The sequence below is a fragment of the Geoalkalibacter subterraneus genome (assembly GCF_000827125.1).
GTDB lineage: Bacteria > Desulfobacterota > Desulfuromonadia > Desulfuromonadales > Geoalkalibacteraceae > Geoalkalibacter_A > Geoalkalibacter_A subterraneus.
Window position 1 is genome coordinate 607,155 of the sequence record NZ_CP010311.1, and the last position, 22,413, is coordinate 629,567.

Below are 22,413 nucleotides of genomic sequence, written 5' to 3' on the forward strand. Positions count from 1 at the left end.
CCGGTCCAACATGATGCGCATTATTCTAGCGATGTTTTTTATCCTTTTGCTGTTTCAGGCGTCGGCTGTCGCCGTCATGGGACCGCAGGGAGTTGCTAATACCGCTCATAACCTCTCTTCTCAGGATGGTGGGACCCTGGATTACTACGTGTCCGACAATGAGGATGAGATCTGCATCTTTTGTCACACTCCCCATGGTGGTTCACTTGATGGTCCTCTCTGGAACCGCAGTTCCCCAGGAAACAGCACCTTTACCCATTACACTACCGCCACTCTGGACTCCATCAGTGCCGGTGCAACACGGGTTCTCAGCGATGAGTCGCTGATCTGCATGAGCTGCCACGATGGCGCCATGGCGATCAATCATGTCCTCAACCCCAGTAACCGCACTGGCACCCAGCCGACCATTGGCGGCATGACGGATGTGCAGATCGTCACACTTCCTGGCACCATTGGCGGCGCGATTGGAAAATCGCTTCAAGACGAATATGCCACGACCGATCTGACCGATGATCATCCGATCTCTTTCAGCTATGATGATGTCCTGACATTTTACGGCAGCAGCGGCAAGACAGGGCAGCTGCACAATGTCGCTGCTGCGATCGGTAGCGGAGTTCGATTCTACGGCGAAAAGAACAGGGTCGAATGCGGTTCCTGCCATGACCCTCATGTCAACTATGATTCCGGTATTCCCGACGGCAATGATCCCACTGCCAACGAAGACTACCGCCCTTTTCTGATTACTCCTAACATCGGCAGCGCCCTCTGCCTGGCCTGTCATAACAAGTAGTCCAGCCTTTCTGCTACCTCTTGTTGGTTCTGCTGTATTTCGGTGGTAGGCGTCTTTCGGCCAAATTTGACATCCGCTGTCTTTTTGGCGGATAAAGGGGCATCCATCGGGAGGATTATAATGCGGCATCTTTTATCTTTTTTCCTGCTTTTATTGATATCCCCACTGCTTTCGCACGCGGAACTGCCCCCTCAGGGTACGGTAGTGGGCCAGGTCGCTTTTGACACGCACAAACCGCTGCGCGGCGTAGCTGCCCTGTGGGATGTGGCTTCGGGCAAGGTTCCTGATCCCCGCAAGTATATTCTTATTCCCGCGGCGGTTGTGCCTCTCTCTGCCGAGGGGCGCTTTGAATTGAAAGCGACTCCGGGCGAGTATTACCTGGGCGCCATTGTGCGCACTACTTCAGGCCCCGTTGTTGCCCCCCCCCGGCCAGGTGATCGTGTCATGATGAGTCCCGACGCGCAGGGGGGGGCACTCAAAGTCCACATCAAAGCCGGGCAGACGCTGGATGTGGGTCTACATCGGGACGGGTGGGTTTACGAAGGATTCGCGTCCGAGTCAGAGTTGGCGCTGACTGGTGTCGTGCGCGATGTAAACGGTAAGCCAGTCCAAGGGGTGCTGGTTTTCGCTTTTGCCGATGCTGCCATGTCTACGCAGCCGGTGGCGGTTTCCGACCGCAGCGGAGAGGACGGCGTTTACTTTCTACGGCTCAACAGCTCAAGGCCGGTTTTTCTTCGAGCCCGGGAGTCCTACGGCGGCGGTCCGCTGGCGGGCGGTGGTTATGTGGGCGTTTACGGAGGTCACGAACCGCAGGCGGTCAAGCCGCCGGAAAAAGGTCGGGTGTCGGGGCTCGATATCGAAGTGCTGAGTCTCCCGTCCGCCGGGAACCGTGGACAGGGCCGGCCGGAGGCTCCCTCTCAATAAGTACATAATATTCCAACTATCTTTTCCTTTTTTTCCCAAGATAGCCTCCCTTTCCCTTCCTGACTTTCCTTTTAAATCACCACTGTTTCTTTTATCCGGCTGTCCAGAAGGGTCTGTGCGTTTTCCTGTGCTAAACACACCCTTTCAGGTGGAAAACGGAGTGAAGTTTGCATGCTTGATAAGGTACAAATCTTTGCATTTTGAATATTAGTGATTTTAAATGACCTTTTGCTAAACCTGGCGGAGTGAAAAACTCCGATCTTCGTCAAATGGCGTGTCGGGTCGGTGTTTTGACGAAAAAACGAGGGGTGTGGAGCCTTGATTTGAAGAGCCGGAATGACAGCATCATCGCTTTTTTGGGGTCGATCCTGATTTTTCTGTGGATCGCCATGCCGGCGCATGCGATCGAAGTGCATAATTTCGACTGCAAGAACTGCCATAAGTTGGGTGTTTCCTACACAGATCTGGGTAACTCTGCTACCAATGTCTGCCTGGAGTGCCATAAAGACAACCCTCCTTCGGTCACCATGCTTGATGGGACCAGTGCCACCCCTACAGGGCTGTTCGCGCCCACCGATGCCAGCAATGCCATGGGATCCTATCCCTCCGGTCTGTCGGAGGGCAGTGGTGCCGGCGCTCAGACCTCCCACATGTGGGCAGGGCGCGATGTTAAGGAAGCGGCCGGTGCACAGGCGCCGAGTGGTCGCGTATTTTACGGCCGCTATGGGATTTCAACCGGCAAACTGACCTGCCAGCGCTGTCACGACCCCCACAGCCGCGACGCCACCAATACCAAGATTCTTCGCCTGGGCACAAACGGCAAAGAGCAGATGTGTCTCGACTGCCATAAACCCTGGAACCTCGACAACACCGATCATGGCCTTTTGACGCATCCCGTCGTTTCAGACTACCAGGCGGTGTACGATACCGCGCCGGATAAATACAGGAGTCCGGCGCAGGTGGCAGAAGCGCAGGGCGAAGTGACCCTGGTGGAGGGCGGAGTTTCGTGCTCATCCTGTCATGGTGTGCATTTTACCGATTCCGACGGCACCACCGTTGATGGTCCCGCCCAGGCTTTGAGTGAGGGGGACGGAAAACTTCTGCGTGCCGATGGCCCTAAAGGAACCGACCCCTCTGCCCTGTGCCAGGCTTGCCATGCCTATAAAGAACATGGCAGCGGGACTGAAACTGTCGGTTGCCTGGTGTGTCACAGCGGCCATTCCTACAACGGCGGGACCCCCAATTACTATATCCTGCGGGGACAGGCTGAAACTACGACTTACGGGGTCGTCAATTCGCTCTCCTACACCGACCTGGCAAGCGACCTGGGCGGCACTTCAAGCACGGCGCAATTGTGGGCCGGCAGCGCCGGCAGCGCAGACGGTTACTGTGAACGCTGTCACGGTGAGTTGACCAGCATGCCTGGCAGCACCCGTATGCATATCGAGGGCGAGGACTGCAACGGCTGTCATGGGCACAATGCGGCGGGCAATGATTACGCCTTCGGTGCCAATTGCACCGACTGTCATGGGTGGCCGCCTTCCACCATAACCGCGGGCGGACCTGACGGCTACGCCTTTGTCTCCGGAAGCCGAGATTACAGCCTTGACGCGAACTACAAACCGGAAACCACCACCGCCCATCTGACTCATGCCGGCTCCGTCAGCGGTTACGGACTGGCCTGCGCTCACTGCCACGACGATGATTTCGCCACGACTCATAACGATGGCAATTTCCAGAATGTGTTCAGCGGTGTCAGCGCCCATTCCGTCACCAGTGCCGGTGGCCTGCTTTCGCCGAGCTATGATAAGACGGGGGATGGAAGCTGCAGCAACGTCTATTGCCACAGCAACGGCGGCGGGCGCAATGCCACCGGCACCAAGGTCCTGAGCGACTACACCACTCAGACCGTCTCCTGGGCCAATACCACGATCAGCAGCTGCGCAGCCTGTCATGGTAATGACTCCATAACCATGACAGACCTTGGCAATTCAAGGGCGCATAATGCTCATCTCGACGCCGGCTACGCCTGTGTCATCTGCCACGAACAGACTGCCCTCGACGCTCATAACCTGGTCAGTGGCGCTGAGTCGGGCCTGCATGTCAACGGTGCGGCGGATGTCCTTTTCGCCAACGATTACGAATTGAGCACAGGCAATGTCCTCGGGTCGGGATCCTATGGCACGGACGGCAGCTGCGCGGTGTACTGTCATTCCGACGGCCTCGGCACAACCGCGACTCCCGATTGGGACGCTCCCGCCAGCGGCGCCTGCGGCACTTGCCATGGCAACGCTCCGGAGAGCGGCTCCCATCTCCGCCACGTGACCGATGAAAGCGGTCCGCAGCTGACCTGCAGCGCCTGTCATCCGACAAACTCTGATGACGCGACCCACACGGCACATGTCGACGGCAAGATCGATGTCACTGACGGCATCTGTGACAGCTGCCATGCGGTGGATGAAGGTGAAACTGTTCCTGTATGGGGGAATGCCGGCACCCTGGATTGCCTGACCTGCCATGGCGGTGCGACCCTCTCCGTGATTGGCGGGAAGACGGCCCCTGACAAATCGCTGGCCACGGGCAGCGGGCACAACCGCCCGACCGCCGACGGACCCTATCCCGTATCCGGCAATGCCGCGGCCGCGCGGGCCTGCCTCGACTGTCACGACGGCAGCGCGCCCGGGCATTTCGACGGCATCAGCGGCAACGACGCAAGAGTGATCGAGGCAGGCGCATTCCCAGCGGATTACAGTCTCGACAAAAACGGTTTCTGTGCAGGGTGTCACGCCTCGATCCTGACCCATCAGAGTAAAGATTGCGTGGCCTGCCACGATCCGCACGGTACCGCCAATATCGAGATGGTTCATCGCGCGCAATCCGTGCAGAACAGCAAGGATCTCAGCGGTAGCGGCGCGTTCAGCGGGGACGTTGTCTTTACGGCACGCACGGGCGTCGATTCCTTCGACGAACTCGATGACGGCGCCGGCGCCAACGCCGATGATATCTGCGCCACCTGTCACAGCAGCGCCAACGGCATCAGCCACAACAACCGCGAAGTGACCGGGCTGCACAGCGCCGGCGACATGCGCGGGACCGACTGCACCCAGTGCCACGGTCACGCAAAGAATTTCAGCCCGGTGGGGACCGCCTGCAACCAGTGCCATGGCAATCCCCCGACCAGCGGCGCCCACGAGGCTCATGCGCTGGTAACCCTTCACACCGATGCAGAAGATCTCAGCGATTGCGAGGCCTGCCACACCGGCGCGGCATCCTACAGCTACGATCCGGCCGGTGATCGCACCGCCGGATACAATCACAGCTATTCAGTTGGGCGCAAGACAGTTCTGACCTCGGCGGTGGGCTATGATGAGGCGACTCAGACCTGCGCGACGGCCTGCCATCTTTCAAGTGAGGCCGACGGTGCCTGGGCCGACTCCGACGGACTGGCCTGCGACGCCTGCCATTACTATGCGGCAAATCCCACTTCGGCTGGCAATCAGGCCTACACTGGCCCCCTGGCCGCAGCTCTGCCACTGAGTTCCCGGCACAACGCCCATTTCGACGCCGGAACCCAGTGCGCCGATTGTCATGGCACGCTCGAAGCCCAGGGACCGGGGCTCGATCACAACAACAGCAAGGATGCGGTCAGCGACGCGGACAAGATCCGCTACCAGGGATATGAATATCTCAATCCCACCGGCACCGATGTGCAGGTCGATGACAGCGCCTTCAACCAGGGCGGCGGCAGCACCTGGCTCAACAGCGCCGTGAGCAATGACGGCGGCAATACCTGCGCCAACCTCGACTGCCACAATCCATCAGGCACAAGCTACAAGGCCGACTGGGATGTCGACACCGCCGACTGCACCCTGTGTCACAGCGCAACCGACCCGACCACCGGCGCGCATACCAAGCACCTGGGTGGTCGCGATCCCATGTATGGCGGTAATTTGGTCTGCATCACCTGCCATGTGGACAATGGCTCCGATACGGCTCACCGAGATGGAGCTGTTAGCCTGAGGCAGTCGGCGTATTCGACGTGTAACTGGTGTCACCAAGGTCATGATTCACAAAATTATGGATGTTTAGACTGCCATCCGATGGTTGACGGCGACATGCAGCGGGATGTGTCGAGTATGTGGCAGCAGACTGACTTGATTGCAGGAAACTGCTGGGTCTGCCACGAATCATCTCCTTCTTCCACGGCGCATCCGATACATCTTTCGGGAAATTCCGGGCCAGGGATTGGTACCAACTGCAACACATGCCACCAGTCCAATGCGAACAACAGTTCCATGAGCGGCATGCTAACCCATATGAACGGCACAATCACATTTGTCAATCGTGCGACACCGGCTTCACCTTATGAAGCTGCCTCCGGTACCATCCACCAGCCCGCCAATGACGGGATCCACAGTTGCGACAACTGCCACGGTGGCTCAACAGCGGCTAATCTGGCCAAGGATGCCTGGAGTGCAGGAACGTCGGTGACCTGTGCCAGTTGTCACGGCCAATACGACGCCGCCAACAGCGCCGCCGACGGCAGCGGAGTGACTGCCCCGGCGCGGGCGGGCTCCTTCGACAGCGTCGGTCACGGGCGGAGCAGCGGCGAGTTCCCGCCGGCACAACAGTGTGTCAACTGTCATGACAGTACTTCCGCCCATATCAGTGGCGTGCTTGATGATGCCGACCGGCTCTCAGTCAGTACGGGAGGATACGACTTTTCTGTGGCAGGGCAGAAAAACGCCTATTGCCAGGATTGTCACATCAACCTGGGCGGGATGGTGGTTCATTACGGCAACACCCGGACCGCTGGTGGCAGCAGCACCGACGCCCTTCACTGCGCCACCTGTCACGACCCTCACGGCCAGGGCGGCCAGGATGCCATGATCCGCGGAGAGATCGGTGGACTTAACGTCACCGGCTTTACCGATCGCAGCGCCCGCAGCAGCTACTTTACCTCCGCTGCTGAACTGAGCGGGGGCAATTACGGTGTATGCCAGGTGTGCCATGACAGCGTCGAGGTGGCTTATTTCAACCGCGCGGCCGAAGACGATGCCGGTCACAATCCGGGATCGGTCTGTACCGGATGCCATGTTCACGACAGCGGCGAAACAGCATTTGAAGCGGATTGCATGGGATGCCATGGCGGCGGACTTGCCGCGGAAAACTTTGAGAATTTCTGGCCCGATGTCGACAGCAAGGATCCGGTCGACTGGCCCAACCGCGCCGGTGCCCATGCACAGCATGTTATTACCATCGGCGATATCATCAATGGCGGCGGTCCCGGCAGCGCCACCACCGCCGACAAGAACCAGTCCTGCGTTTTCTGCCATCCGCAGGGGGCGCACAGCGGCGACCAGGCCGCAGCGCCGGCCGACACCTATCGCGACGGCCAGGCCGGCAACGATGATGCTGGAGATTACTACCTCTACCTGCTGGATGATCCGGCCAACCCGGGCAGCCTGTTTCCGTTGGACACCGATGGCAGCTATACACCCTATAATTATGCCGATCGCACCAACCAGAGCGTCAATTACAGCACCTGCAGCAATCTCGACTGCCATGGCAACGCCCCCTATACCCCGCAATGGTACGGGGACGAGGTTGTTCCGGGGGCACCTGCCGGCCTGAGCGCGGCCACCCATGATGCCAGTGGAACCCATGTGGCGGGTGAGACGGATGAACCCGGCACGGTGCTGCTGACCTGGACGGCTCCCGGGGATGACGGACAGCTCGACGGGACGGTGTATCGCTACGATGTGCGCTGGAGCACTGCACCGATCGATGACGCCAACTTCACTTCCGCCAACCCGGCCGGGAAGCCCCCCATTCCTCAACGCCAGGGGCGTGCCCAACGCATGGTGGTCGACGGCTTGACGCCAGGCCAGAACTATTATTTTGCAGTGCGGGCCTACGATGAAGCGGGGAATGCAGGGGATATTGCGGCGACGGTATCTGCAGCGACGGCCCACGAAGACGACGTTGTGCCGATCTTCTGGGGTATCGATCGCGTTGAAACGACCCTGGAATACAGCAATGACGGCACAAAGACCTCTTCCGCTCTTGACCTGAGCTGGGCGGCGGCCAAGGACCATACGCTGCCTCTCGATTATCGCATCTGGTGGAGCACCTATAATCTCAAGACGCATCTTTCGCGCGGCGGCTCTCTGCCCGAGGTAGAAACCTCCTATACCGAGGATGGCGGCGGAGGCGCACCGACGGAAGGCGGCAGCGACTACACCATTTACACGGCCACAACCACCGCATTGCGCTATCGGGTTCAGGATCTGCAGATCGGCATCCTCTACAATTTCCTGGTGCGGGCCGAGGATGGGGCTTCCCCCTCCAATCGGGAAGAAAATCTTGTGACTCTCTACGGCATGGCGGAAGCGCAGCAGCCGTTGCCGACCGAACTGCTTGTTTACCTGGCAGACGGCGGCACGACTAGTGCCGCCGGGGGGCTGGATCCTCAACTCGATCCTGCCGATCCGGACTGGGCCGGTGTTTCATCTTCAACTGTTGAACTGTGGCCCGGCAATTCCATTGCCTGGATTGCCGGCAGCGCCTACAGCGTCGATACCAAGGTGACCGGCATCAGTTTTGACATCCGTGTCGAAAACTGGAATCGTGACCCACAGATGCTCGATTACGAATTAGGCTATGCCGATGGCGGCGGTGCATGGGTCGATACCCTTGGTTCAATTTCTGCGGAATCGGTCAGCATGGGGAAAAAGGCCCGTCGCGTGGTGCGGATGCCTATGTCGCATTTTGACGGAACCGTTCCTGCCGGACATCGACTGGCCGTGCGCGTGACTTCCGATTCAAGCAACACCCAGGATATGGATATCCGGTTTGGCGATTCTACCAACAAAGGGCAGCTTCTGGTGCGAGAGCAGGTTTACAATCATGCGCCTGATGCCGTTGCCGGTCTGTCGATTACCGAACAGGCCAATGGGGGGTATCTGGATCTCAGTTGGAGCGCATCCAGCCCCAACGACACGGGACAGACCGTAACTTACGATGTCTTCGGCTCCGCCGATGCCGGCGTGACCTTCCCGTATGTGGTCGCCGCGCAAACGACAGACACCTCAGTGACCTGGGATACGGTGGGAGACGGTCTGACCGGCGGCAGCTTCAACTGCGTGGTCCGCGTGGCGGTCAACGACGGTTATCTGCACGAAACCGGCATGGCTTACCCGGATAATTATGCCAGTTTTGCAACCGCCGACAGCGCATCCTATGCCCTTGACAACAGCCTCGATACGGAAGCCCCGGCCGCAGTGTCTCTGCAGGTCCCCGAGACGCGACCGAAGCAGGGTTCCGTTGTGCTGGCCTGGGAGGCGGTGGGCAACGACGGCTACAATCACGGCACCCGCGCCTCGCAGTATGACATTCGTTACCAGAAGACGGCGCAGGGCGCCTACGACTTCAATACGGCGACTGCGGCTGAAGACCCACCGGCTCCCGGTTTCAGCGGCACGGCGGAAACTTATGAACTGCTGGGGCTGGAGCCCGACCAGGAATACTACGTGGCCATGAAGGTGGGTGACGAAGCGGGCAACTGGTCGCCGCTCTCCAACATCATCACCACCCAGAGCGGACCGAAATACTGCGGTATCTGCCATTCGACCCCGCCGGACGAACCGGCCATGGCCGGTGTGCATGCCGCCCACGGTTATACACTGGCGGATTGCGCCAAATGCCATGGAGAGGAGGTTCTCGACTTCACTGTGCGTCACCAGGACGGGCAACTCAAGCTCGGCTGGGGGTACAATGTCGGCGGCGACGGCTCGCGCAACCCGACGGTGACGGCCAATATCTCGGGCGAAACCGTCACGTACACCCAGAACGGCGTGGTGATCTATGAGGATACGGACGGTGCGGGCGGGTTCAATGCCACCGGCACTTATGACGAGGTCACAGGCGTGCATGGCGACAGCGGCACCTGCATGAATTTCACCGCTCTCGGCAACCAGGCATCCGGGTGTCATGGACCCTTCACTCCGCGTTGGGATAGCGGTCGCGACGGCGTTAGAGAAGAGCCGAAGTGCGCCGATTGTCATGGGGATCACAGCGCAGCACGCGATGTGGATCCTTACGGTCGCATCTGGGATGACAATATCAACGACGCGCCGGTTCCGGAAATTCAGGCTTCCCCGCCGGTGGATAATCACGGCTATGACGCCGGCCGTTATGTCGGTGCGCACCTGGTGCATCTCAATTCGTCCTTCCGCTTCGCAAAGGGGGATTCCTGTCGCCTTTGTCACAAGGACACCATGACCTCCGGGTTGCACGCGGACGGCAAGCCGGATGTGGCTTTCGACATCGCAGCGGACTACGATGATGAGGCCCCTGCGCAGTTTACCCCCAATGCCTCGGGGCCGGGCACGCCGGGCACCTGTGCCAGCCTCAATCCTTACGGCTGTCACGATACGGGTGCGACCTGGACCACCAATACCACCGCCAAGTGCAACGAGTGTCACGGTTTCTACGGGAAAAATTATGATGTCGCCGGCAACAGCAGCGAAATCCCCCACGTCAGTGACGGCGGAGTGGTGCGCGAATGCACCTACTGTCACGTGGCCGGGCATCCCCAGTCGCCTGACGGTGTCAGCTCCGGGGACCCCGACGCGCTGCTGATCAACAACAATCCCGCAGTCGGGATCAGTTACCGCTCCGGCGGTATCCATCTGCGCTGGGAAATCGGCGGTCGCACTCAGCTGGCGAGCGGCGACCCCATCGACACTCTGGCCGAGATCTGCTGGGGCTGTCATGAAGCGCAAAGTCCGGTGATTTCCGAGTGGGGCACCAATACCTCCGCCGCTACCGGCAACAGCCCCTATGATTACGGCACCCTCAACCAGAGTTCCTGGGTCGGTGCGGTATGGTCGAGCGCCTATGGACAATCGTCGGGAGACCCCTTTTATTACAAGCGGGGGCAGATCCAGTCGATTCATACCACCAACCCCGACGGAACTTCCGCAGTGAGCTGGAATGCCGATGGCGGGCGCTATGACGAGACGGTCGACCCGGTAGCGAAGATCCGCTGCTCCAACTGCCATGATGTGCATGACAGCAACCTGGCGCCCGGCGACGAGATGAGCGGCGCCCCCTATCTGCGCGGCACGTGGATGGGCAATCCCTATGAAGAAGATGGTGCGCCCTGGAACAAGACCTATTCGCTTCCTTCTTTCAGCCCTTCCGGTGCTGCAAGCAATAAATACGGGCGTGTTCCGCGCGGCGGATCGGCATACGGGGAGTTGGGCGGCTATTATATCGACCAGAACAATGTCGTGCCGGGGACCGGCGCCACAACACAGACCTCGGCTCAGTTCCCGACGACCGGGTGGACCCTTGAAAATTCAGCCGGCCTTTGCGTTCTGTGCCATGGCTCCAATGTCGACAACATGGATCAGGCGAGCGGAGAGAATCTGTGGCTGGGCACCAATGGCCACAGCAACTCCGCTATTGGAGCAGACTTTGTCAACGCCGCCAACATCTTCGATTATAGTCACGGGCGGCCTGCGCCGAATGTCAATACCTTTGGCGGAAAGGGGCGTCCCGACAGCAGCTACACCAGTATTGTTCCTGATATGGGGTTCGTCAGCCAGGGCGCCGACTCATTAGCGGGAGGAGGCTATCGTGGCACCTATTCGGAATCAGGTGGATACAGCCCCAGCATGACGGAATATTATGCCTATGGATTCAATGACTATGACTGGGGAGCCTCGGTCGATAGCACAAGTATCGATGTCATGTACCATCAGTTCTCCTGCTCCAAGTGCCATAACCCGCACGCCTCGCGGCTGCCGAAGCTGATGATCACCAACTGCCTCGACATCCGCCACAACACCTGGGATGACGCCCAGTCCAGCTCTCAGACGAAGTACACGGATTCCAGCCTGGACAACGTGGATCGTAATAAGCGGGCGGCCTACTATGCTTCGGCGCAGAACTGCCACCGCTACGACGACAGCCGCTCCACGCAACAGCTCAAGGGAGGATGGAACAAGGTGACGCCCTGGATGAAGGACAATCTGAATGAGGTGGTGCATCCCTAGAGGATGCGAGGTGACATCTGCTTTCCAACTGGATTCTTTTTCAGTCATTTGCTGATCGGTTTTTATCCGGCGATGCGGGGTGGAGACTGATCAGCTTCCCTCGATCTCGGCCGCCCTGCGCATGAAATGGGCGGCTTCGTTTTCCATGCCGGCCCGGGCGAAACTTTTGCCCAATTCGCGCATCGCCTCTGCCGCTTCCGCTGCCGTGTCTCCCAGGTTCGACAGGGGGAGCCAGGCCTTCTGTCGCGCCGCAAGCAGGGCATTCATATTGTTGCGCTGGTGCAGACCAAGAACCTGCTCTCCCAGGTTGAAGCGGGCTGAAAATTCCAGGATCGGGCGGTCGTCGGTATTCATGCGGTCGGCAGCCGCTGCAAGGCGGTGCGCGGCGTCGGAACCGAACAGGTAGTGGCGCGCGATCAGATCGCCCGGGGCGCGGATGTCGATTTCTGCCATGACCTTCCCTATCTCCGGAAGAGTCAGACGGTCGGCAAGAAGTTGATAGTCGAAGGAAAAATCGCCTTGCGCCCCCAATAGAATGATGTCGGCGCCGGTTTGAAAGACCTGCACGTGCGGGAAAATGTCGACGAAAGTCCTGAAGGCGAGCCTGAGATTGTCGGGAGTGATGTCGTAGAGCCCGATCCATTGGCAGAAAATACCCTCCGGCGCCAGGCGTGAGGCGGCGAGGCGGTAGAAGTCATGGGTAAAGAGGCTGGCATTGCCCACCTGCCAGGGGTTGGAAGGTTCTGAGATGATGATATCGTAGATTTTTTTCTGGGTCAGCAGCAGATGGCGGCCATCCTGCACAATGAGATCGATTTTCGGATTGTTCAGAGCATGGCCGTTGGCTTCCCTGAAGTAAGGTTCCACTTGGACCACTTCCGGTGAAATTTCGACGCAGTCGATGTTCCGGGTGGGGTGCTGCGCCAGCCCGCGCAGGGTCACGCCGGTGCCGAGCCCGATCACCAGCACTTCGTGCGGCTGCGGATGAGCCAGAAGCGGGAGGTGCCCAACCAGGACCTGGGTGCTCATGTCGCGTCCCGTGCCGCCATCGGTCTTGCCGTTGACTGTGAAAAAGCGATGGTTGCCATCAAGGCTTTCGTGAACCGCTACGGTCGTCCCCCGCCCTTCGATCACTTCGAGAATCCGTTCATCCTTGAGAACTTCCTTTATGCCCCCCATGGCGAGGTATTTCGGGGCGTAGCAGTAAACGCCACTGTTCATCAGCTTGGTGTCCCAGGTCAACGTCTGCAGCAGTATTCCTGCGAGCACCGCTGTCGCTGCCGTTCCCCAACGCACAAGGGCGGGAAAGGGACGGAAGCGAAAAATCAGATAGAGGCCGAAAGCGGTATTGAGCAGAGCGAGAGCCTGGATGCTTTCCAGCAGTCCCAGCGCCGGGACCAGAAAAAAACCGGCGGCAAGGCTGCCGAGCACCGCGCCGAGAGTATTGTGCAGAACCACCAGCCCCACGCCCGCGCCGGTCTGCCGCTTGCCGGGATCAAGAATCGCCACCGCTGCGGGCAGCAGCGCGCCGGAAAGGATGGTCGGCGGTCCGACAATGCCGAAGGTGATCAAAAAGGATAGAAAAGACAGCAGCCACCAGCGTTCTGCAGAAACGTCATGGGCCCATTGAAAAGCCAGCGCCAGCTGATCGTAGAATGGCGCCATGACGGTCACAGTCAGGCCCATGCATAATGTCAGCAGGCAGAACAACCGTTTTTCATTCATGTCCGGTCTGGCCAGTCGCGCGTACAGTGCACCTCCCAGTGAAATCCCCACCAGAAACGCCGAGAGCATCATGGAAAAGGCATAGACCGTGTTGCCCAGGAAAAGCAGCAGAACTCGAGTCCAGAGCACCTCGTAGGCCAGAGAGAAAAGACCGATCAGTGCAATGCCGACTAGAATCGGGCGGTGATGAGCTGCACGGGGCTGCCAGGAAGGCAGGCTGGTTGTGGGGAGCACCGGCGTTGGATCAGGCTGTTTTCGCGCAAGCAGATAGGCGGCCTCGGCGATCGCCAGGTTGAGAGCAACGGCCAGGTAGCCGGTCCATGACAAGCCCAATGCAGGGATCAGCCAGAAGCCGGCGGCAAGGGTGCCAAGTGTCGCACCCAGGGTGTTCATGGCGTAGAGGCGTCCGATCTGTCCGCCACATTTGCGGCGTGCAAACAGGCGGCACATGACCGGAAAGGTGCCGCCCATCAGAATAGCGGGCGGCAGCAGCAAAATGGCGCAGAAGAACAGGTGCAGGCTTTGAGTGAGCAGGGGAAGACCCGGCAGTACCTGAGCCCAGAAAATATAGATTGTCTCCACCAGCCGCAGAGTCGGGGGAAAAAGCAGGGCGGTGACAGCGATACCGACTTCAAGGACGGCATAGGTGCGCAGCAGATTGACTCTGGGGTGAACCGTGTAGCGACCCAGCAGAAACGAACCCAATGCCAGCCCCGCCATGAAGGTCGCAGTGACGATGCTGACAGCCCACATGGTGTTACCGAAAGTCAGGGAGAGGTACTTGCTCCACAGCACCTCGTACACCAGTGCGCAGAAGCCTGACAGGGCGAAGAGGATATAGATCAGCTTTTTGCGGGAAGAAGAGAGTTCCGGCATCGGATGCCTCCGATGAGAGTTGATGGGCCGTTGTTCGCACCTTGTGCGCTTTAGGAGAATATGTGCGAATCGCGTGATTCTAGCATTGCCTATTCCTGAAAGACAAATGATTTCAAATCATTTTCAGTGAGTGTCGATATTCTGGAAAGCTGCTCTTCAGTCTCGGGATAGTAGATGTCGGACCAGGGCAGACGTGCCAAGTCTTGGGCAAGATCCCGAAGAGGAGCGATCTGTTCAAGTTCAAACAGCAGGCCGATGCGCCGCATTCTGATCAATGGGTCGTTCGGCAGGGCCTTCTCCGCCAGTTCCTGCATCTGCAGGGCTTTTTCGAGACGCCCCGCATCGCGCGCGGTTGTAGCCAGCGGCAGATATTCGAGGGCATAGACCGAATCAAGGGAGACGGACCGTTCGAGGGCTGCAAGGGCCTGGTTCCCCTGTTTCACCGCTCGAAGAGCCCGGTAGCGGGCAAAATGAAAGGCGGCCTCGTTCGGATGTTCCTCGCACAGTTTCGTTAATTTTTCGGCGACGCGTTCGGTTTCGAGGAATGTGGCCAGATAGAGGGCCTGGGCCTGTTCGCGCCAGGGGGCGGGAAGGGGAGCATCAAGTTGCGCAGGGTTGTCCAGCCAGAACCTCAGGCGTTCGACGAGGAACCGAAGGTCGAGGGGCACGCGCCCGCTGCGGTTGCCGGCGGTGAGGGTCGTGGCGAGAGTCTCCCACGATTTGTCTCGCACCTGGACCAGCATTTCCCGACCCAGGTCGTGAATGGGCGTTTTGACTTCGTTGCGGTAGAGCTCGCCAAAAAAACTCAGATCGAAATGGGTGATGACCAGCCCCTCAAGCCCAGGCAGTTGCTCAGGGTGGACGATGCGAAAAGGCACTCCGCCGGCAGTGCCGGCAAAGCCCTCGGAAGCAGCGTGCAGGGAGTGTCCTTCGCTTTCACTCAGGATCCCGGCCTCGGTCAGCTGTTGTCGCAGGGTGGCCAGATCAAGCTGATCGGGGTCATGGGCGGAGGGAATGACCCAGATCAGTTCCCGGAAAAATCCCGCCTGCAGTGCAAGCCTGACGCTCATGGAGGGAAAGAACAGCGGATCGGGACGGCCGGGAGCGGCATGATCCGCTATGTTCTCAGGGGGGCCGCTGCGAATCAGCTCCAGAGCTTCCCGTTCCAGCTCTTCAGGGATCGGCAGTAGAAAAGGATCCTGGGAAAACAGGACCAGCGTCGGGCGTTGCGCGACATGGGTGCGCCAGATAGGCAGAGCCTCGGCCGGATGCTCCACCCGGTGAACGGAGGAATCCTGAACGATCTGTGCTTGCCGTTTCTCAGCGTCCGCAGGAACGGCTACGGGAACTGGCGCAGGGCCTTGGGCCGAATCCTGGCAGGCGCAGAGAGCGAGCAGAAAAATCACAATTGCGATAGAGCGGAACATAGCCTACCTCACGAAAAGCCAGCGGATTACCGTTGAGCCGTAGAGAGCGCTGAGCATGCCGACGGTGACCGCCATGGCGGTGACAAAACCCGGTGTCGAGGTGCCTGAGGGCAGGGCGCGCATGCAGCGGCGCACCGCCGGGAGGCACAGGGCCGCGCCGCCGAGCAGCAGCGTCATGATGACCCATTTGAGGGTGTCGAGTTGCAGCAGCAGCCCCGGAGAGGGCACTGTATGCATGACGTTCATGGCCAGGTAGCTCTTCACCCCGCCGGGGTCGCGCAGCGCATAGGGCAGAAACCCCGCCTTGGCGTTGATTTTGACCACCGCCAGAATCAGGTGAATGGTGAGCAGTAGCGGAATCAGCGGCAACGCCAGATGCCCCATGCGAGCCCAGAAGCCGATTTCCGCTATGGGCGCTGAGGTGGGGGCAGGGTGCGGAGGCGAGTTCTCGTCTGTCAGCGTCGTTATCCGCAGGTCGCTCAAGCGCCAGATTCCCCAGGCAGGAAGGAGCAGCAGCAGGGGAAAGATCACGGCGGCCCACAGCGCCGCAAGCAGGTAATAACCCGTGCCTGTCCACCCCAGCAGCAGCGCGGCCTGCTCGGGCGCGGCCCACACCCATTGGCGCAGGTCGGGATAGACCTTGGTGAAATTGACGGTGAGAAGCCCCAGCAGGACGAGAAAGAACAGGGTCTCGGAGGGCGCCAGCGGCGCGCGGCCAAGATCGCCGAGCCAGGGCCTGCGCCCCATGGCGATGTTGTCGTTGTCGCAGTTGTGGGCGCAGTGCAGGCACAGGGTGCAGGCCGCCGCGTCGTTCATCTGCTCTGGCACCAGGTCGACGGGGCAGGTTTTGCGTTGCCCGTGCCAGAACAGCACCGCCGGACCCAACGCCAGCTTGCGCCACAAGGGCTTGCCGGAAATGCAGTTTTTTTCGCTGCAGGCTTCACAGGTCTCAGCGTTGCGAACCCGCAGGCTCCAAGGGGCAAGGCGCGCATAGAGGCCGAAAACGGCGCCCGCGGGGCACAGCAGGCGGCAGAAGGCGTGGCCGCGAAAAACAAGTCCGGCGAGCGCGGCCAGCAGCAGAAGCAGCGCCAGCAGGCGCGCCGTGAGGTCGGGGTGGCGGTGCAGCTCCAGAAAATAGACTGCCAGCTGCAGCGCCAGCAGCGCCAGGGTCACGGGGATAAAGTTCTGCAGCCACCGGGGCAACGGGCGGTTGAATCCGAAGCGGTTGGCCAGCCCGTTGATCCACCCCAGCGGACAAACTGTGCACCAGCCGCGACCGAACAACAGAGCGATAAATACGATTCCCATGATCCACCACACCCAGAACAGATGGGTGGTGAGGCTGGTGTACATCAGAGGGTCAGGCACCTTGACGCCGGGGATGGCGTGATGGTGCCAGCCGGCGGCGATCATAATCAGCACCACAGCCAGGCACAGCAAACGTGCGATGCGCCAGGTCCATGGCGACCGCATGACCGGGCCGAGGAGAGGTGTGTTGAAGATGTTTTTCAGCATGATATTTACGTCTCGTTAAGAGGCATTTTTAACACGAAGGCACGAAGAAAAGCTTTAAGAGCGACAGGATTAACAGGATCTACAGGAATTTAAAAATTTCTGAGCATGTGTATTAATCCTGTCATTCCTGTTGATCCTGTCAAAAGTGTTTTGATTCTTTTCTTATTTTTTTCTTGGTGTTCTTAGTGACTCCTTCGTGTCTTCGTGTTGAAAAGCTTTTATGTCTGTCATCTCTCAGTGATACACATTATCCGGCGGCACCATCTCCCCTTTGGCGTTGCGGTAGAGGGTGCGCTGACCGGTGATCATTTCCAGTGAGCGGGCCGACCACTCGCGGACCACGGTCACTTCATCTTCCAGGGTTTGCCGCAGAGGCTGTTCAGCTTTTTGGGCGCCGAGGGGGCCCAGGGCCATGGCGGCGTTCATGCGGACCTCCCAGTCCCCGTCTGTCAGTCCGGCAATAAGCGCGTCCGTGGCCTGCGGATCGCGCAGCTTGCCGAGGGCCAGCATGGTTTCAGCCCGGTGGTTCGCATGGGGTTGTTCGAGCAGCGCCTGGAGGGCGCGGCGATCGCCGATGTCGCCCAGGGCGTGGATGATGCCGCGGGCCATCTGCGGTGAGGCATGGGGCAGCGCCTCGATCAGGGCGGGGACCGCCGGTCGATGAATGCGCACCAGGGCGCGCACCGCCTGGCGGCGCACCTCGAAATTGGCGTCGTCAAGCGCAGCGATCAGGTTCCCGGTAAATGACGGATCATTGATCTTGCCCAGCGCCCAGGCCGCGACGTAGCGGCGCTCCAGGGCGGTATCGGCCAGGATTTGCGCAATTCTGTCGGCCGCCTGTTGCGCGCCGAGGTTGCCGAGCGCGGCAATGGCCGCCTCGCGCCGGGCGGCGTCAGGGTCTTTGATCAACTCCATGAGAAAGGGCACGGATGTTTCGCCCTGTTCCATCAACAGGTCATAGGCGCGTTCGCTGAGAACCGGATGCCCCAGCAGCTGCGCTGTTTTACGCAGCGCAGCTGCATCGCCCTGACGGGCCTGACGTTCCAGGTCGCTGAAGTCGAGGGGGGTGCGGTCGCTTTCGCATCCCGTCACCAACCCCATCAGAATGAAGAAAAATAAAAAAAGCAGAGCTCGTTTCATTACCAGACCCGTGTGACGTAAATGTCGACGTTTTGGCGCTGCTCGCCTTCGCGCAGCACCACCGCGGAGGGTTCAATGGTACCCTGGTCGTAGCGGCCGTAGAGGTCGCCGATCTTGGGAGGCCCGCCGAATTTATCCCGCGCGGCGAGGTAGTAGGTGCCCCCCTCCGGCAGATGAATCAGATAGCGGCCGTCGGGGCCGGTTTTTTCCGAGACGAACTTGGGCCGCTCCGACATTTGCACATGGTCGTAGACGTGCACCCGTGTGCCTTCCACCGGTCGTCCCTCACTATCCAAAATGCGTCCGCTGAGGATCGTCTGCGTTAAATCCTGTTCTGCGGCCAACTGTTTATCGTCGCCGACTTTAAGCGGCGCTTCCACCGCGACCTGCGTCACCCCCCCGCGGACTGTGAGAGTCAGGAACTCGCTGCGATGGTCGCCGGTCACCACCGGCCCGGAAGATTCGCCGTTGGCGCGTTTGCGCACCACTCCAATATAGTCGCCCTCGGGCAGGCTTAAACTGAAACGTCCGTCGCTGTCGCTGGCGGCGGAAACCGCAAATGCGGGGCCATACAGATCCATCCCCTCCTGGTAGACGTAGAGATAGGCGTCGGCCAGCGGCGCCGTAACCCGCCCCTCGACGACAGCAAGCCATTCGCCCGCCGTTTCGGAATCGGACGGCGCCTGATTACACGACACTATAAAACAGAGCAGAAACGCTCCAATAAAAATCCGCAGATATCTTTTCCCTATCATATTTCTCTCCGTCTTCGATTTTCTCTCTCCGTCTCTGCGTTAAAATATCACTCCAGCAGCACCAAAGTTTCCCGCAGAGTCGAAGCATAATGCTCGCTCAAGGTGTGATCCATGACCGCAAGACCGAAATGGGTCGCGTTTCCCTCCCCGGGCAGAAAAGATCGATCAAGAGGATCGACGCTGATCCGATTTCGTCTCAGGGTCAGAACCCAGCGCCCGTTCTCGTGCCGACTGTGCGCGCTGACATCGGCGCGGCTGCCGTGAGGAGGTGAAACCAGGTACCCCGGCGCCAGAGTGCCCGGCGCGTAAAATCTGCCGCCGGGCGGTCGACCGTCGGCATCGACGAGGGGGCGGTCCTGCTCGCCGAAAGGAGCGTCCGTTGAGTTCTGAAGGCTGGCCATGCGCGAATTTCTGCTGAAGATTTCTCCGGGTAGGTCGCCGTGCATCCCTTCTTCGTCGATGCGGCGGTCATCGGCGAACCCCAGACGCGCCGTAAGATCGGCCTGCCAGGACCACAGGTCAAGCACTTTGTCGGGACTTGCAAGCTTCATGCGGTGACCGGCATGAAAGCCGCTGCCTGATACTCCGAAGTCATCGATATGACAGGAGCGCGCACAGGTAAAGTCAGAAAATTGTGCCGGATCGGCCCAGATCAGGCCGAGACCATCCTGCAAACGTGGTTCGTTGTTCCACTTCTCGCCGTCGAAGATCCAGGGGTTGAGAGCGGTGTCTGCAGTGGGGTCGCGCCAGACGAGACGCAGATAAAGGTCCGTTTCCGTATAGAAGGCTTTCATTTCCACCCGGATCGGGTCAGGCAGCTGCCCGCCGTGATGACAGGAGGGGGTGGACGTATGAACGGTGTCCTCGTTGATATCAGGCAGAGGATTCTCCTTGTGCGGTCTCCCTCCGCGCACCGTGACCGTGCGGGGAAGCGTTCTCTGCCAGTCCGTCTCGCTCGGTGGTTTTTCGAGCTTCAGGGCATAGAGCCGGTCGGCGGGTATCTCGCGACATGAGGAGATAAGGGTTAAGGCAGAAAAAAAGGTCAGGATGACACGGTGAAGGTTCATTTTGTCCTTTAGTGAAAGCGCTTTTTTAACGCAGAGTCGCTGAGAAAAAGACAGAGTACGGAGAGAGACCCTCATTTTGGTTGGTCCTTCAACTGTCGAATGTCTATTTTATTGGCAACACAGATCAATATGATAACATTAATCAAACAGCAAAGAGCATACCAGCCGAAAAAATATATAGGTCAGGGTGCGTTGTAGAGGGTATCGATAAAAAACTGTGTGCAAGGCAGATTTGATGTCGGAATTTTGTCTCGGATAACTGAAAATCAGAAGTGAAAAGCGGCTTGTATTTTGCATTTTCTTGCAGAAGATTCATGGTTTTTTATTCACTCTTTACCGTGAAGGATTCCAACGGGAGAGGATAAATGGTAAATGCTCGCTTCGACGGTGCTTTTCTGAGAAGATACTCGGCGGAAGATTGATCTGACCAATCTTTCATCCGGTGATTTAGCGAGCTTGATCGGTTAAAAGGAGATATGGCCATGCTCAAAGGATGTGTCGGCTTTTTGGTTTTTTCAATGGTACTGCTTGCGGGAACGATTGCGCCTGCTGCCGTGGATTTCAGCGATATATCCGAAGCCGCCGGGGTGGCCGACGACGGCCTGGGCAAAGGGGTGGCTTTTGCCGATGTCGACAATGACGGTCTGGTTGATCTTTATGTCTCCAACAAAGGGGGCGCCAACCGATTGTATCTCAATCAGGGCAACGGGGTGATGATGGACGCTACGGCGCTGGCCGGCGCAGGGGTGGACCATCCCGGCCTGACCATGGGCAGCGTTTTCGGGGACATCGACAATGACGGCTGCGTTGATCTGTATCTGGCGACCGGCGGCACCTATGAAATCGAAGCCAACCGTCTTTTCAAAGGGAACTGTGACGGTACTTTCACCGACATCACCGAGCAGGCCGGGGTGGGGCTCAAGGCTTTTACCTACGGAGCTTCCATGGTCGACTTTGATAACGACGGCTACCTCGACATTTACTGCGCCAATTACGGTGTCGGCGCAAAGAACGTGCTGTACCGTAATAACGGCGACGGCACGTTCTCCGATGTGACCGAGCAGGCCGGCGTGGGTGACCCGTCCTGGAGCTGGATGGGGATCTGGAGTGACGTGAACAATGATGGGTATTCCGATCTTTATGTGGTCAACGGCCGTTATCCGGCCGGCGAGCGCAATCGGCTCTACATGAACAACGGCGACGGCACCTTCACAGAAAATGCCCGTGCCGCCGGAGTCGATGACCCCAACTGGGGGCTGGGCGCGGCCTTTGCCGATGTGGACAACGATGGCGACTTCGACCTGTTTGTGTCTAACTATGTCGGGGGCAATCAGCTGTATCTAAACAGCGGCAATGGTACCTTTACCAAGGCTTCTGCCCATATCCGGGGCGGTCACGACGGCTGGGGAAAGGGGCCGACTTTCGGCGACATCGACCATGATGGAGATCTCGACCTCTACGAAGGGGACTGCAAACTGGCCAACCAGCTTTATCTCAATGACGGCCGGGGACTTTTTGATGACGTGGCCGGTGATCAGCCGGAGCTCAAGTGCGAAATGGTGCGTACCAAAGGGACGGCCTTTGCCGATATCGACAACGACGGTGACCTCGACCTCTATGTGATCAACTGGGGCGCGCCCAACAAGCTTTACGAAAACCACCGCAATGACAGCCGCTGGCTACAGGTCGCATTGAAAGGAACCGTATCCAACCGGCAGGCCATCGGCGCCCGTGTCAAAATTCTGGATCCGGAAACCGGTGACTTGATCGCCGTGCGCGAACTGCGCTCCGCCACCGGTTTCTGCGCGCAGCAGCCGGCGACTGTCCATTTCGGCCTGGCGGACAGGCCTGTGGTCGACCTGGTCGTCGTTTTTCCCAGCGGCATTGAAGTCCGCCAGGAGGGGGTTGCTTCCGGCCAGCGCCTGGAGATTGACGAGCCTCGGAGATAAGGCAGCCACTAAGGCACGAAGATCACTAAGGGACTGCTGTAAAATGCCTGTGCTTAATTTGCCGGACAGGCCCGTTGCATATCTATTAATACAAAGCATCTCTATTAATACAAAATTTTTGGGTATCTATTCACCTCGCGGGGTCGTCACTCCCATGCTGAACAGTTACATTTTAAGGAAG

The 22,413-nt window shown here is 59.0% G+C and carries 10 protein-coding genes; 4 read left to right on the forward strand and 6 right to left on the reverse strand.

Annotated elements, in window-relative coordinates; translation table 11 throughout:
- Positions 1–10 precede the first annotated feature (10 nt).
- The 3 genes from GSUB_RS17835 (at position 11) to GSUB_RS02845 (ending at position 11,778) form a co-directional block, all read left to right on the forward strand.
- Positions 11–790, forward strand: a complete 780-nt coding sequence (locus GSUB_RS17835; protein WP_052464429.1) for a hypothetical protein — start codon at positions 11–13, stop codon at positions 788–790.
- 120 nt (positions 791–910) lie between these two features.
- Positions 911–1,714 (forward strand): Ig-like domain-containing protein, encoded by an 804-nt coding sequence (locus GSUB_RS02840; RefSeq protein WP_040199103.1) that lies wholly within the window; start codon positions 911–913, stop codon positions 1,712–1,714.
- 323 nt (positions 1,715–2,037) lie between these two features.
- The gene (locus GSUB_RS02845; RefSeq protein ID WP_040199104.1) at positions 2,038–11,778 is read left to right on the forward strand and encodes a CxxxxCH/CxxCH domain c-type cytochrome; all 9,741 of its coding nucleotides are present in this window, start codon (positions 2,038–2,040) and stop codon (positions 11,776–11,778) included.
- A gap of 90 nt (positions 11,779–11,868) precedes the next feature.
- Here the strand turns inward: GSUB_RS02845 and GSUB_RS02850 are convergent, their stop codons facing one another.
- From GSUB_RS02850 to GSUB_RS02875, 6 genes are all read right to left on the reverse strand, one after another.
- Positions 11,869–14,379 carry a fused MFS/spermidine synthase gene (locus GSUB_RS02850; protein WP_040199105.1) on the reverse strand — a complete coding sequence of 837 codons (2,511 nt, stop codon included), beginning with the start codon at positions 14,377–14,379 and terminating at the stop codon, positions 11,869–11,871.
- Positions 14,380–14,468: 89 nt separating this feature from the next.
- A complete protein-coding gene (locus GSUB_RS02855; protein ID WP_040199106.1) occupies positions 14,469–15,806 on the reverse strand; it encodes a tetratricopeptide repeat protein in 1,338 nt (445 codons plus the stop codon).
- A gap of 3 nt (positions 15,807–15,809) precedes the next feature.
- Complete coding sequence (locus tag GSUB_RS02860) at positions 15,810–17,321, reverse strand: 4Fe-4S binding protein (RefSeq protein WP_040199107.1); 1,512 nt, start codon at positions 17,319–17,321, stop codon at positions 15,810–15,812.
- 234 nt (positions 17,322–17,555) lie between these two features.
- Positions 17,556–18,461 carry a HEAT repeat domain-containing protein gene (locus GSUB_RS02865; RefSeq protein ID WP_040199108.1) on the reverse strand — a complete coding sequence of 302 codons (906 nt, stop codon included), beginning with the start codon at positions 18,459–18,461 and terminating at the stop codon, positions 17,556–17,558.
- Positions 18,461–19,216 carry a carboxypeptidase-like regulatory domain-containing protein gene (locus GSUB_RS02870; protein ID WP_040199109.1) on the reverse strand — a complete coding sequence of 252 codons (756 nt, stop codon included), beginning with the start codon at positions 19,214–19,216 and terminating at the stop codon, positions 18,461–18,463. The genes GSUB_RS02865 and GSUB_RS02870 overlap by 1 nt, the downstream gene beginning before the upstream one ends.
- Before the next feature lie 47 nt (positions 19,217–19,263).
- Complete coding sequence (locus tag GSUB_RS02875; RefSeq protein ID WP_040199110.1) at positions 19,264–20,283, reverse strand: ethylbenzene dehydrogenase-related protein; 1,020 nt, start codon at positions 20,281–20,283, stop codon at positions 19,264–19,266.
- Positions 20,284–20,765: 482 nt separating this feature from the next.
- On the opposite strand from GSUB_RS02875, the gene GSUB_RS02880 reads away from it, so the two are divergent.
- Positions 20,766–22,232 carry a CRTAC1 family protein gene (locus tag GSUB_RS02880; RefSeq protein ID WP_040199111.1) on the forward strand — a complete coding sequence of 489 codons (1,467 nt, stop codon included), beginning with the start codon at positions 20,766–20,768 and terminating at the stop codon, positions 22,230–22,232.
- Positions 22,233–22,413 lie beyond the last annotated feature (181 nt).

What these genes read in the sequence shown, in the direction of transcription:
- GSUB_RS17835 (WP_052464429.1), top strand. Translation starts at nt 11, where the DNA reads ATGATGCGCATTATTCTAGCGATGTTTTTTATCCTTTTGCTGTTTCAG.
- GSUB_RS02840 (WP_040199103.1), top strand. Translation starts at nt 911, where the DNA reads ATGCGGCATCTTTTATCTTTTTTCCTGCTTTTATTGATATCCCCACTG.
- GSUB_RS02850 (WP_040199105.1), bottom strand. Translation starts at nt 14,379, where the DNA reads ATGCCGGAACTCTCTTCTTCCCGCAAAAAGCTGATCTATATCCTCTTC.
- GSUB_RS02855 (WP_040199106.1), bottom strand. Translation starts at nt 15,806, where the DNA reads ATGTTCCGCTCTATCGCAATTGTGATTTTTCTGCTCGCTCTCTGCGCC.
- GSUB_RS02860 (WP_040199107.1), bottom strand. Translation starts at nt 17,321, where the DNA reads ATGCTGAAAAACATCTTCAACACACCTCTCCTCGGCCCGGTCATGCGG.
- GSUB_RS02865 (WP_040199108.1), bottom strand. Translation starts at nt 18,461, where the DNA reads ATGAAACGAGCTCTGCTTTTTTTATTTTTCTTCATTCTGATGGGGTTG.
- GSUB_RS02870 (WP_040199109.1), bottom strand. Translation starts at nt 19,216, where the DNA reads ATGATAGGGAAAAGATATCTGCGGATTTTTATTGGAGCGTTTCTGCTC.
- GSUB_RS02875 (WP_040199110.1), bottom strand. Translation starts at nt 20,283, where the DNA reads ATGAACCTTCACCGTGTCATCCTGACCTTTTTTTCTGCCTTAACCCTT.
- GSUB_RS02880 (WP_040199111.1), top strand. Translation starts at nt 20,766, where the DNA reads ATGCTCAAAGGATGTGTCGGCTTTTTGGTTTTTTCAATGGTACTGCTT.